The organism is Candidatus Clostridium helianthi, assembly GCF_045310795.1.
In the GTDB taxonomy this organism is placed as follows: domain Bacteria; phylum Bacillota; class Clostridia; order Clostridiales; family Clostridiaceae; genus Clostridium; species Clostridium helianthi.
On the sequence record NZ_JBJIAB010000043.1, the window covers coordinates 1 to 12,387 of the forward strand.

At 29.1% G+C, this 12,387-nt stretch carries 14 protein-coding genes; 5 read left to right on the top strand and 9 right to left on the bottom strand.

Annotation, left to right across the window (positions count from 1 at the left end):
• Nucleotides 1-328: 328 nt before the first annotated feature.
• Complete coding sequence (locus ACJDTP_RS23020; protein ID WP_078115257.1) at nt 329-742, top strand: DUF1284 domain-containing protein; 414 nt, start codon at nt 329-331, stop codon at nt 740-742.
• A 153-nt stretch (nt 743-895) separates the two neighbouring features.
• Here the strand turns inward: ACJDTP_RS23020 and trpA are convergent, their stop codons facing one another.
• The 7 genes from trpA to trpE all read right to left on the bottom strand — a co-directional run bounded on the left by trpA (nt 896) and on the right by trpE (nt 7,503).
• Entirely contained in the window at nt 896-1,672 is a 777-nt protein-coding gene (trpA, locus tag ACJDTP_RS23025) for a tryptophan synthase subunit alpha (protein ID WP_077841796.1), read from the bottom strand.
• Nucleotides 1,672-2,847, bottom strand: a complete 1,176-nt coding sequence (gene trpB, locus ACJDTP_RS23030; protein WP_077839467.1) for a tryptophan synthase subunit beta — start codon at nt 2,845-2,847, stop codon at nt 1,672-1,674. Before trpB ends, trpA begins: the two co-directional genes overlap by 1 nt.
• A 21-nt stretch (nt 2,848-2,868) precedes the next feature.
• Complete coding sequence (locus ACJDTP_RS23035; protein ID WP_077841797.1) at nt 2,869-3,558, bottom strand: phosphoribosylanthranilate isomerase; 690 nt, start codon at nt 3,556-3,558, stop codon at nt 2,869-2,871.
• A gap of 42 nt (nt 3,559-3,600) precedes the next feature.
• Nucleotides 3,601-4,404 (bottom strand): indole-3-glycerol phosphate synthase TrpC, encoded by an 804-nt coding sequence (trpC, locus tag ACJDTP_RS23040; protein WP_406762575.1) that lies wholly within the window; start codon nt 4,402-4,404, stop codon nt 3,601-3,603.
• Nucleotides 4,405-4,428: 24 nt separating this feature from the next.
• Nucleotides 4,429-5,445, bottom strand: coding sequence for an anthranilate phosphoribosyltransferase (gene trpD / locus ACJDTP_RS23045; RefSeq protein WP_197714542.1), 1,017 nt, complete (start codon nt 5,443-5,445; stop codon nt 4,429-4,431).
• Nucleotides 5,446-5,527: 82 nt separating this feature from the next.
• Nucleotides 5,528-6,115, bottom strand: coding sequence for an anthranilate synthase component II (locus ACJDTP_RS23050; protein WP_406762576.1), 588 nt, complete (start codon nt 6,113-6,115; stop codon nt 5,528-5,530).
• Nucleotides 6,112-7,503: an anthranilate synthase component I gene (trpE, locus tag ACJDTP_RS23055; RefSeq protein ID WP_406762577.1), complete on the bottom strand. Its 1,392-nt coding sequence runs from the start codon at nt 7,501-7,503 to the stop codon at nt 6,112-6,114. The genes ACJDTP_RS23050 and trpE overlap by 4 nt, the downstream gene beginning before the upstream one ends.
• Before the next feature lie 729 nt (nt 7,504-8,232).
• On the opposite strand from trpE, the gene ACJDTP_RS23060 reads away from it, so the two are divergent.
• The gene (locus ACJDTP_RS23060) at nt 8,233-8,418 is read left to right on the top strand and encodes a hypothetical protein (protein WP_077839461.1); all 186 of its coding nucleotides are present in this window, start codon (nt 8,233-8,235) and stop codon (nt 8,416-8,418) included.
• Between the two features lie 74 nt (nt 8,419-8,492).
• On the opposite strand, the gene ACJDTP_RS23065 is transcribed toward ACJDTP_RS23060, so the two are convergent.
• Nucleotides 8,493-8,921 (bottom strand): RrF2 family transcriptional regulator, encoded by a 429-nt coding sequence (locus ACJDTP_RS23065; protein WP_077841802.1) that lies wholly within the window; start codon nt 8,919-8,921, stop codon nt 8,493-8,495.
• Between the two features lie 324 nt (nt 8,922-9,245).
• On the opposite strand from ACJDTP_RS23065, the gene ACJDTP_RS23070 reads away from it, so the two are divergent.
• The gene (locus tag ACJDTP_RS23070; RefSeq protein WP_406762578.1) at nt 9,246-10,355 is read left to right on the top strand and encodes a DEAD/DEAH box helicase; all 1,110 of its coding nucleotides are present in this window, start codon (nt 9,246-9,248) and stop codon (nt 10,353-10,355) included.
• A 214-nt stretch (nt 10,356-10,569) separates the two neighbouring features.
• Here the strand turns inward: ACJDTP_RS23070 and ACJDTP_RS23075 are convergent, their stop codons facing one another.
• Nucleotides 10,570-11,262, bottom strand: coding sequence for a cyclic nucleotide-binding domain-containing protein (locus ACJDTP_RS23075; RefSeq protein ID WP_406762579.1), 693 nt, complete (start codon nt 11,260-11,262; stop codon nt 10,570-10,572).
• 171 nt (nt 11,263-11,433) lie between these two features.
• Here ACJDTP_RS23075 and ACJDTP_RS23080 point away from each other — a divergent pair, with 171 nt between their 5' ends.
• Together ACJDTP_RS23080 and ACJDTP_RS23085 are read left to right on the top strand one after the other, a co-directional pair.
• Nucleotides 11,434-11,856, top strand: a complete 423-nt coding sequence (locus ACJDTP_RS23080; RefSeq protein WP_406762580.1) for a DMT family transporter — start codon at nt 11,434-11,436, stop codon at nt 11,854-11,856.
• A 21-nt stretch (nt 11,857-11,877) separates the two neighbouring features.
• Nucleotides 11,878-12,339 (top strand): DMT family transporter, encoded by a 462-nt coding sequence (locus ACJDTP_RS23085; protein WP_406762581.1) that lies wholly within the window; start codon nt 11,878-11,880, stop codon nt 12,337-12,339.
• Nucleotides 12,340-12,387: the final 48 nt, after the last annotated feature.

The window sequence follows — 12,387 nt, forward strand, 5'->3', positions numbered from 1 at the left end:
GTTTTGAATTTGTTAAGAACAGCTTAACGAGCCATGCAAAGCATGTTTCATATAATTTTATGAATAATTCAGGTTATTAATTACAATTTACTATTTATATTCAATAGACCTTAATAAAACTATTTTTTAACTGATGTATTATTATATTTTGCTCCTATAAAAAATTCATATTCAGATATTTTATAGACTTCTTTATCATAAACTTTATTTTCAACATAAACTATTTCATAAATCGATCATATAAATAGTTAACCTAATAATTTCACAAGGTTGACAAACTGTTTTTATATGCTATATACTGGAAGAAAAATCAGATGGAGTTATAAAAATGTTATTACTTAGACCACATCATATAAATTGCTTATTTTTTTATCAGGGATTAGGATATAGTAAGAATTTTACAAGAGGCATGGATAAATTAGTAACTTTAATTAAGGAAAATCCTTATTCCAAGGTTATGTTTATTGTAGGATGTGATGCCATATGTAATGATTGTCCTAATAGACAAGTTAACAATTGCTGTACAACTCAGGATAAAGTCAATGAATTGGATTATAGTACTTTACAAACATACAATATCAAAGAAAATAAAGTATATACGTTTCATGAACTTATAGATACTATTTACAAAAATTTTAGTGAAGCTAAATTTAATAAAATATGTAGATCATGTAACTGGTACAAAAGAAGAATATGTACCGAAAGTATAATTAGTTGTCAAATTGAAAAATGGGGCTTGTAAAACAAATATCCTATTTATACTTTGTTCTCTTTCAGCCTATTTAACATCAGAGTAAGAAATCCACTTTATCTTCACGATAAGGTGGATTTAACTGAAAATATAATAATAATAAATATAATATTTTTTATAGCTCATATTAGAATATACGTTATATTATTTAAAACCATCACTTAAATCTTTCACGAAATCTATTACGGCTTCTTTGCCTTCTGCCATTCTCTTAACTATTGCACTACCTACAATTACTCCATCGCAATGGTCTTTAACTTCTTTTACCACTTCTTTTGACGAAATTCCAAAACCAATGCACATTGGTATATCTACATTTTTTCTAACTTCCGATAAATATTCATGAGTTCCAGAATCTAAAGTTTTTCTTTCTCCTGTAGTTCCATTCGTAGATACACAATACACAAAACCTTTTGCCCCTTTTGTTATTGCTGCTATTCTATCTTTTGAAGTTCTAGCCACTAGAGGAATTAAGTATATGCCATTATCTTCACAAATTTTATCAAGATCTCCCCTTTCCTCAAGAGGAACATCTGGAACTATAAGCCCATCTACACCGCTTTTTGCCGCTGTTTTCAGAAACATTTCTACTCCAGTAAAGTATACAACATTAAAATATACCATTAATACAATCGGAACTTCTGATTTTTCCCTTATTAATTCTACACACCTAAATACATCTTTTACTTTTGTTCCATTTTGAAGCGCTTTAGTATATGCATTTTGTATTACTGGGCCATCAGCAAGAGGATCTCTAAAAGGCACTCCAATTTCAACTATAGTTGCTCCTTCTTTTTCTAAAGACACTATCAAATCAGCTGTTTCTTCAACCGTGAAATCTGCCCCACATGTTACAAAAGGTATTAAAGCTTTTCTATTTTCTTCTTTTAATTTAATAAATGATAAATCTATTCTATTCATTATTTTTCACCTAGATATGCAAGCACAGCATCCATATCTTTATCTCCTCTCCCTGAAATATTAACAATTATGATTTTATCGCTGCTAAGTGTTTGTGCTAATTTTTTAGCATATGCTACAGCATGAGACGATTCAAGTGCTGGTACTATTCCTTCTATTCTTGTTAAATACATAAATCCATCTCTTACAGCTTCTTCATCTGTTATGCTTTCATATTCAGCTCTATTAGTTTCAGCTAAATATGCATGTTCAGGTCCAACTCCTGGATAATCAAGACCAGCTGATATTGAATATGCTTCAAGTACTCCACCATCATTATCCTGAAGTACATAACTCAACATTCCATGTAATATTCCTTTTTCCTTTTTTGTAATGGTTGCTGCATGTTCTCCAGTTTCAATACCTTTACCTGCAGCTTCAACTCCAATAAGATTAACTTCCTTGTCGTTAATAAATGGGTAAAATATTCCTATTGCATTGCTTCCACCACCAACTGGAGCTAAGATATAATCCGGCAGCCTTCCTTCAAGCTCTAATATTTGCTTTCTAGCTTCATCACCTATTACTCTTTGGAAATTCCTAACCATCGTTGGATATGGGTGAGGACCAGCAGCTGTTCCTAAAACGTAGTATGTATCTTCTACATTTGAGGCCCAATATCTAATTGCTTCAGTTACTGCATCATTTAATGTTCTTACTCCATTTAATACTGGAACAACTTCAGCACCCAAAAGTTCCATCTTCTTAACATTCATAGCTTGTCTCTTTATATCCTCTTCTCCCATAAATATCTTACATTCCAAGCCAAATTTTGCTGCCACTGTAGCTGTTGCAACGCCATGTTGTCCAGCACCTGTTTCTGCTATGACCTTCTTCTTACCCATTCTTTTAGCTAAGAGTACTTGTCCTAACGCATTATTAATTTTATGAGCACCAGTATGATTTAAATCTTCTCTCTTTAAATAAATTTTTGCCCCACCTAAATCTTTTGTCATATTTTCAGCATAATAAAGTGGACTTGGTCTTCCTGTATAATAATTTAAATAATACATGTACTCATCCATAAATTCTTTATCATCTATCACCTTATTGTAAGCATCTTCAAGTTCGATAAGTGCATTCATTACAGTTTCAGGAACATATTGCCCCCCAAATTCGTTAAATCTACCTTTCATTACTTTTTCCCCTTTCTTGATTCAATTAATATTAATTGCTCTCACTTTTTCAATTAAACTTCTCATCTTTTCAAAAGATTTTGTTCTAGTTCCATCTTCATTTGTTATTTCTACCCCTGATGAGACATCAATTCCATAAGGACTTACTTTCTCTATTCTTTCAACTACATTTTCTGGGGTTATACCACCTGCCAAAAAGAAACTACAGGTATTATTAGTTGTATTGTAATTATTTTCCTTATTAGAATCTACTTTTAATAATTCACATATATCTTCTAATGGGAAAGTTTCTCCACTACCTGGTTTATCTCCATCTATAAGGATATTATCAATTAAATCTATATACTTATGATCTACATATTTTTTTATATTTTCAGCATCGCTTATTGATAATGCTTTCCATATACTTACTGATTTCTCCACACTTGCCTTTAACGATGATATAAAGTTTTCATCTTCTTTTCCATGAAGCTGAATAATATTTAAAGGTAGTGCATTAGTAACATCTAAAATTTCATCTATAGAATTATCTTTAAATACTCCAACGATTTTTATTTCTTTATCTAAATTATTAGATAACTGTTTAGCTTCTCTTAATGTTACCTGTCTTTTACTTTTTGTAAAAACAAATCCCATATATTCTGGCTTTAATATATTTAAATATTTAATCTCACTCTTATTAGTTATCCCACAAATTTTAACTTGAATCATATCAAATCCTCACATAATCTAATATTATTTTAGATTTATAAATTACTTACTATTTCTAAATTCTTTATATTTAGCTTTAAATTCAGAATCATTTATTTTTCTCATAAATAATTCTCCAATTAAAACTCCATCTACTCCATATTCATTAATTACATTCAAATCTTCTATACTCATGATTCCACTTTCAGCTATTATTATCTTATCTTTTGGAATACACCGAATTAATTCTTTAGTTATATCTAACGAAACATTGAAATTTTTCAAATCTCTATTATTAACTCCAATAATTTCACAATCATGCTTAAGTGCTAAATCTAGTTCTGCCTTATTATGAATTTCTACTAATGGTTCTAAATTAAATCTCTTTGCTTCTTTGTAAAACTCCCCCAACCTTTCACCTAAAACACTAGCAATAAGCAAGATTCCATTCGCACCCAAAACTTTCGACTCATAAATCTGGTAGAAGTCAATTATAAAATCTTTACGTAATATTGGAGTATGCGAAATTTTTCTAATTTCTTTTAAATAATCATCACATCCTAAAAAGAAATCTTCTTCAGTTAGAATCGAAAATACATCTATTCCAATATACGTATAATAGTTTAATATTTCTTTTATATTAAAGTCCTCTACAATAACACCTTTAGATGGTGATGCCTTTTTAAATTCTCCTATTACTGATAACCCATCTTTTCTTAATTCCTGTATAAAAGGATTTCTAAAACTTGCTTCTACTTCATTTTCAACTCTACATAATGCTTGTTTTTCTAATTCTTTCATAGGAATTTCTTTTTTTCTCTTCTCTACCCTTATTTTTTTCATTTCAATAATATCATCTAAAATCAAAAGCATTGCCCCCTTTATTATTATTTAAACTATCACTTGCAAACTAGAAAGTTCCTCATACTTTTTATAAGCTGCTCTCGAATCAATGAGCTCTGATGCTTTTTTAATACCATCTTCTATGGAATCAACTAAGTTCGCTACGTATAACGCGGCCCCCGAGTTCAAAACTACAATGTCTCTTTTAGGACCTCTTTCCCCCTTAAGAATTTTCATTATTATTTCTGCGTTTTCTTTTGCTTCCCCACCCTTAATATCATCTAAAGTAGCTTTCTTAAAACCTAGCTTTTCTGGATCTAGTTTATAATTTTTAATTTTTCCATCCTTAACCTCACATATACTTGTTGATGTAGTAATCGTAATTTCATCTAACCCATCATCACCATGAACAATCATTGCTCTTTTTAATCCCAGATTTAGCAATACTTCCCCAATATCCTCTAGTAAAGCTCCATCATATACTCCCATTAGTTGCCCAGTAATTGGCGCTGGATTTGCTAATGGTCCCAGTAAATTAAAAATTGTTCTTATTCCAAGTTCTTTTCTTTCTTTTGATACATTCTTCATGGCACCATTGTATTTTGGTGCAAATAGAAATGCCATTCCATTTTCTTCAATGATTTTTTTACTTTGAATTTCATCAAAATCAATATTTATTCCAAGTTCGACTAGTACATCTGCACAACCACTTTTACTTGAAACTGCGCGATTCCCATGTTTTGCAACCTTAGCGCCACCACTTGCTGCAACTATTGCTACTGCTGTAGAAATATTAAAAGTTTTTGAACCATCTCCACCTGTACCGCAGGTATCAATCAAATGTTCTGTGTTTTCTATTTCAACTTTTACCCCATTATCTCTAATTGCTTTAACTGCACCTAATATTTGCCTTGGAGTTTCCCCATTTACTCTAAGTCCAACTAAGAAACCTCCAATTTGTGCCGAAGTTGCTTCCCCTTTCATAATCTGATTAATTACACCTCTTACTTCATCTTCTGTTAATTCTTCCCTTAAAGCCAACTTCTTGATTGCATCATTTATAATCATTTTAATGCCCCCTTAAAATTTATAAAATTGCTTATTTCAGCGCTTTCACATTTAATATTACATTCTTTAATATTTAATTTTAATCGCCTAATGTGTCCCCACAAATATTAATCACAAAATTTCCAATAATATGCTTACCTTTTGCTGTGTATATTGATTCTGGGTGGAATTGAAGTCCAAAAACGTTGTATTCCTTATGCTTAAGTGCCATTATATAATTGCCTTCAACAGTTAAAGCTAGTACTTCAAGACAGCTAGGAAGTGAACTATTCTCAACTATAAGCGAATGATATCTCATAACTTCTAATTTTCTTGGTATTCCTTCAAATATATCCTTTCCTTTTACTTGAACTTTTGATGTTTTGCCATTAAAAATTTCACTTGCTCTAATTACTTTTCCTCCATAAGCTTCTGCAATGCTTTGATGTCCAAGACATATACCCAAGATGGGAATCTTATTTCCTAATTCTTTTACAACCTCTATTGATATACCTGCATTCTCTGGAATGCCTGGTCCTGGGGATATTACTATACCTTTTGGGTTTAGTTCTCTCAACTTCTCTACAGTTATTTCATCATTTCTAAAAACCACTGTTTCTGCAAATTCACTTAAGTATTGATATAAATTAAATGTAAATGAATCATAATTATCTATTAAAGCAATCATCTTAAAGCCTCCTTTAAAGCCATTAGTTTACTTTGAACTTCTTCAAATTCTTTTTCTGGAACTGAATCATATACTATTCCAGCTCCTGCTTGAAGATAAGCCGTTTTATCCTTTAATATTAACGTCCTTATAGAAATTGCTGTATCCATATTTCCTCCATAAGAAAAATATCCAACGGCTCCTGAATAAATTCCTCTTTTGAAATCTTCAAGATCTTCTATAATCTCCATAGCTCTGATTTTAGGGGCACCAGATACTGTTCCTGCTGGAAGACATGCTGCTAATGCATCAAATCCGTCCAAGTCATCTTTTATATCCCCAACAACCTTAGTAGTAATATGCATAACATGCGAAAACCTCTCAATTTTCATAAAATCGCTCACATTAACTGTTCCTATCTTGCTTACTTTACCTATATCATTTCTTCCTAGATCAACAAGCATAACATGTTCTGCAAGCTCCTTTTTATCTTCAATTAATTCTTTTTCAAGTGCATTATCAATTTCTGGAGTTTCACCTCTTTTTCTAGTTCCTGCTATAGGATTTGTAATAACTTTACCTTCTCTCACCGATACTAAACTTTCTGGTGATGATCCTATAACTTGATAGCTATCATAATCTATTAGATACATATACGGTGAAGGGTTCTCTTCTCTAAGCTTTCTATATATCTCAAAATAGTTTTTTTCAGTTTCACAAGTCATTCTCTGTGATAATACAACTTGGAATATATCTCCTGCCAATATATGTTCTTTTGCTTTTCTAACTTTTTCTTCAAAATCTTCTTTAGATGTATGAAATCTGAAAGAAACATCTTTCTTTCCTTTCGATGGCTCCGTTAGTATAGGCTTATAAAGTAGACTATTTATATATTTATATTGTGATTCGATTATTTCATCATACTCTCGAGCATCGTTATTTAATATGTTGTCTATAATATAAACTTTATGGGTAAAATGATCGTAGCAAATATACCTGTTATAAAAATTAAATCTTATTATAGGAAGCTTTAAATCATCTTTGTTATTAAAATTAAGTTTCTTCTCATAAAACTGTATGGAATCATATCCCATATATCCTATAGCCCCGCCTTTAAATGAAAAAATATTAGTACTATTATCAAACTTTAATCTACTCTCTTTTTTGAGTTCATCTATTTCTTCTTTTCCATCCCCACAAATTTCTTTATAAGGATTTTCTCCTAAAAATGAATACCTACCGAAATAATTTTCTTTACTTCCACTTTCGAAAATAAATTTTCTTTTGCCTTTGAATCCACCAAAAATTTTAATAGGAGTAATTTCATCTCCTCTAAATTCACTTATTAATGAAAAAATACATTCACCCTTCTTTTTTTGATTAAAAGTTTCCTTTGAAATATTAATCATGATTCTCCCCCCCAATTTTCGTTAAATTATATAAAAAAAGCCACTTCATCCCGAATATTGGGACGAAGTGACTCGTTATGCCACCCAAAATCAAATACAATCTAAACGGTATTTCTCATAGCTAATTTAATCTTTAAATAATAGTTAAATTTAATATGGAAAATAGTAAATACTTTTACTTCTAACTCTCTATTTATTAGAATTAAAAATATTTTATAAGAACAAATAACATATTAAACTTATTAAAAATAAAAAACATCCCGTCCTAAATAGGACGAAATGTATAAATTTCGCTATGCCACCTAATGTATATATGCTATCAGATACTATTATGAAATTCAGTCAAACACAAAATTCCCATAATTATATCCTGTCATTTTAACGGCTGACTTCCCGTACATTCCTACTCTTAAGATTTCAAAATGTCACCTCAAAGACCCATTCAATAATATCTTCAGTACTCGACTCTCACCAAACATCGAACTCTCTTTACACTAAGTTTTATTATCTACTATTCTTATCAAAGGTTTTAATTTATTGAAATTATAATAACATAGTCTTAAAAATAATACAAGCCCTTTTAACGTAGATATTTATCTATAATATTAACTAAAAGCATTATAGAAATATATAATTCACAATAATTATTTAGATTGAATATACTACCTAGTAATTAATTATCATCTACACTTAATGGATTATTTATATTTTAATGAAAGGAGTTTTCATATGGAAACAGCATATGATTTATTTAAAAAATTATTAGTAGTTATGGCCGATATAGATAGAATTTTAGATGAAAAATCTAAGGTAATTGACTCTAAACGTAATGAAATCTTAGATAAAAAAATAGATTCCTTGGAATTAGAAATGTTTGAATTAAAAAACAAATTAAAAAGCATTAAGCTAAAATAAAATAAGCCTACAGTAATGGTAGGCAATACATATTTAGTAGCAGTAAATATATATCTACTGCTACTAAATCATGATTAAATATAATACATATCTTCTCTATTGTATTTTTTATAATCGTTAACCAAATCCTCTAAAGTTATTGAATTGAAAAAATTAATTATTTTATTATTTATAACATTCCACAAATTTTCGCTCATAAAATTTTCTATTTCATTTTCATCATTCTCTATATCAATTAGAAGTAAATCACCTTCTAGAACATTTAATATATCTCCAACTGTAAATTCTCTAGAACTTTTAGCCAAAAAATAACCTCCTTGGGCTCCCTTTTTAGCATTTATAATACCTCCTTTTCTTAAAGAAGAAAATATTTGTTCCAAATATCTCTCAGATATTCCTTGTCTTTCAGAAATACTTTTTACAGTAACCATCTCTGAAACCGAGAATATACAAATATCAATTAATGCTCTTAATCCATATCTACCTTTTGTTGAAATCTTCATAAAATCACCGTATCTTGCCTTTCTTCTATATTTAATTATATTAAGACATATTTAGAAAATCAACTATTAAAAGTTTTGCTTTACATACGATTTTCTTCAAATCTTTCTTTACCAATATATTAAATAATATCTTTTTTCCCATAATTGTAAATACATTTTCTTCTTCCTATTATAATTTAACACATTTTATTATTTTGTAAAACTCTTTTATATAGTAGATTGACTTTTAATGCTAGATAATTATATTATAAAGAATAGTGTCTAACATAAAAAGAAATACTTAAATTGATACTTTATTTGTAAATTATGAAAGGTATGAAAATAATGAATTTTAAACAATTAGGTCTTAGTGACGATTTAATCAAAATACTAAATAAATCAGGGATTGCTGATCCCACACCAATACAGAAGCAAAGTATCCCCCAAATAATAGACGGTAAAGACGTCATTGCAGAAGCAGCTACTGGAACTGGGAAAACCCTTGCATTTTTACTTCCTCTTTTAGAAAATATAAATCCAAAATCTAATGAAATTCAAGCTCTCATATTGACTCCAACTCGAGAGCTTGCAATACAAATAACTAATGAAGCTAACAAACTCAAAGAATTTAATGATATAAGTATATTGCCTGTTTACGGAGGTAAAGATATTGCTTCTCAGTTAAAAAAACTAAATAATAATATTCACTTAATTATTGCAACTCCAGGCAGACTATTAGATCATCTAGAAAGGAAAACAATCGACTTAAGTAAGTTAAAAACTTTTATTTTAGATGAAGCAGATCAAATGTTACTAATGGGATTTAAAAACGAAGTTGAATCAATTATAAGCAAGATGCCTAGAAAGAAACAAATTCTTTGCTTTTCAGCTACAATTGACTCTTCTGTAAAAAAACTAGCTTATAGATATATGAAAAATCCTATTGAAGTATTCATAAAACAAAATGATATAGCTCTAGATGCTATAGAACAAGACATTGTTGAAACTACTGATAGAAAAAAACGAGATGCTTTATGCAAAGTTCTAGATGAAGATAATCCATTTATGGCTATTATATTTTGTAGAACAAAAAGAAGAGTTGATGAACTTGAAGCAGTCCTGCATACTCGTAAATATAATTGCGAAAAATTACATAGTGATATTCCTCAAAATAAAAGAGAAAGAATAATGAAATCTTTTAGAAATGCAGAAATTCAATACTTAATTGCTACCGATGTTGCCGCAAGAGGACTAGATATAAACGGAATAACACATATCTACAATTATGATATTCCTGAAAGCGTTGAAAGTTATATACATCGTATTGGTAGAACTGGAAGAGCTGGCGAAAGCGGCTATACATGTATGTTTATAGATCCAAAGAACATAAAAGACGTCAACGAAATTGAGGATGTAATTGGATTTAAAATAAGAAGACGAAATGTAGAAATATAAAATTTAGACCACTAGCAGTTTTGAAAATACTAAATCAAAATTTTGTATGAATAAAAGTCCTCTACTAAAATTAATTTTAAACTTAGTAGAGGACATTTTTTAATACCATTCTTAATATATAATTGAATTCATATTTATCTAAATAAGCTTTTTCATCAATCTATGCTAATTATATATCTGGTGAATCCTAAAAATAAGTAAATACACCAATCTGTTATTTATATAAATCTCCTGCTAAATACAATAATTTATCATAATCTTGAATAAAATATTCCTTATTATCTCTTTTCAAAATTCCTTCTAAGCAAAGCTTATTCAATGTTCTACTTAAATGTCTATAACTTGTTCCTAGCAATTCTGCTATTTCAATATAATTTTCTCTAAATACAATTTTTCTAGTATTAGAATTTTCAATTTCAGAAAATGCTATTATATAACTAGCAAGCCTATTCTCAAGGGGATATAATAAGTTTATTGACGTATTAGTACTTCCATTTGTTAATTTCTCACTCAAATAGCTACATAAATTCACCAAAAACTTACAATCATTTATTAGAATCCTTCTCACAATATCAAACCTAATTCCTATGCAGTAAGTGTCCTTAATCGCTTGAACACTGCAATCAGTTGGATTATTTCTTACAAATTCAGCATCTCCAATTATTGTAATCGGGCTATAAAATGATATTAATAATGATTTACCATTTTCTAGATGTTTAGATACTTTGGCTTTTCCTTCAACCAAAAAATACATATTTTCTAAAATCTCTTCTTCCCTACAGATATATTCATTTTTATTGAACATATATAGTTCCATATATCTTTCCATATCTTCTGAAAATAGGTTTTCTAATTTATTTTTATTTATATATTCTGAAAGCCTGATATTATCTTCTATCTTTATCAATGAAGTCAACTCCTAATAAATATTGAATAAAAAATTAATTTTAAACATGACATTTGTCCTATATAAATCTCATTATAGTAATTTACAATATAAAGAGCAACTTTCCTTTCGAAATAACTCTTAAAACTATTTATAAACAAAATAATAAATTTATTTAAGGAGATAGCACTTATGTATAATATTTTATCATTACTAATAGGCGTACTTATAACTATTATGATTGCTTTCAACGCTAAATTATCTGACGGACTTGGCAACTATTCTTCCTTAATTGTAATTCACTTTGTGGGATTGATAATTGTTATAGGAATAGTTATCTTTAAAAAGACTAAAATTACTTTTAAGAATAACTTACCATTATATCTTTATATTGCTGGGGCTATTAGTGTTTTCACCGTTATGTTTAATAACTTAAGCTATGCAGCTCTTGGAGTTTCTCTTCCTGTTGCATTAGGACTTCTAGGCCAACTATTAACTTCATTAGCTTTTGATCACTATGGATTCTTAGATGTACCAAAGTCTAACTTTAATAAGAAAAAATTTATAGGACTCTTAGTTATAATAGCTGGAATTTTTATCATGTCATTTTTTTAAAAGAAAGGAGCAATTATTAATATGTTTTTTGTTTTAATTTCGATAGCAGCCGGTGCTATTGTAGTAATTTCAAGAATTCTAAATACTAGACTTTCTGAGAAGGTAGGGTTGGTACAATCAAGCTTTTTTAATTATATTACTGGTTTAGTTGCATCAATATTATTATTTCTTATTATAAAAGATAAATTTTTACTTGAAGAATTTCACACTCTTCCACTTTATGCTTATCTAGGTGGTCTATTAGGAGTAATTGTTGTCATCTTATCTAGTGTTATAACACCAAAGATGTCCTCATTTTATGCTACTTTATTAATATTTATTGGACAACTTTTTACTGGAATCATTTTGGATTGTGTGATACAAAACACTATTCCATTAGCCAAAATCATCGGGGGACTTTTAGTTGTCTTAGGTTTAGCGTACAATTTGCATATAGATGCATCTACACAAAGACTGACACAATTAGACGAAAATGTTATATAGGCTAATCTAGAAGTATGTGATTATAAAAAGAGGTAACATACAAAAACA

Bases quoted from the DNA above. Each gene is read 5' to 3' on its own strand.
- ACJDTP_RS23080 (WP_406762580.1), top strand. From the start codon at position 11,434: ATGTATAATATTTTATCATTACTAATAGGCGTACTTATAACTATTATG.
- ACJDTP_RS23020 (WP_078115257.1), top strand. From the start codon at position 329: ATGTTATTACTTAGACCACATCATATAAATTGCTTATTTTTTTATCAG.
- ACJDTP_RS23035 (WP_077841797.1), bottom strand. From the start codon at position 3,558: ATGATTCAAGTTAAAATTTGTGGGATAACTAATAAGAGTGAGATTAAA.
- ACJDTP_RS23060 (WP_077839461.1), top strand. From the start codon at position 8,233: ATGGAAACAGCATATGATTTATTTAAAAAATTATTAGTAGTTATGGCC.
- ACJDTP_RS23085 (WP_406762581.1), top strand. From the start codon at position 11,878: ATGTTTTTTGTTTTAATTTCGATAGCAGCCGGTGCTATTGTAGTAATT.
- ACJDTP_RS23065 (WP_077841802.1), bottom strand. From the start codon at position 8,921: ATGAAGATTTCAACAAAAGGTAGATATGGATTAAGAGCATTAATTGAT.
- trpE (WP_406762577.1), bottom strand. From the start codon at position 7,503: ATGATTAATATTTCAAAGGAAACTTTTAATCAAAAAAAGAAGGGTGAA.
- ACJDTP_RS23070 (WP_406762578.1), top strand. From the start codon at position 9,246: ATGAATTTTAAACAATTAGGTCTTAGTGACGATTTAATCAAAATACTA.
- trpB (WP_077839467.1), bottom strand. From the start codon at position 2,847: ATGAAAGGTAGATTTAACGAATTTGGGGGGCAATATGTTCCTGAAACT.
- trpA (WP_077841796.1), bottom strand. From the start codon at position 1,672: ATGAATAGAATAGATTTATCATTTATTAAATTAAAAGAAGAAAATAGA.
- ACJDTP_RS23050 (WP_406762576.1), bottom strand. From the start codon at position 6,115: ATGATTGCTTTAATAGATAATTATGATTCATTTACATTTAATTTATAT.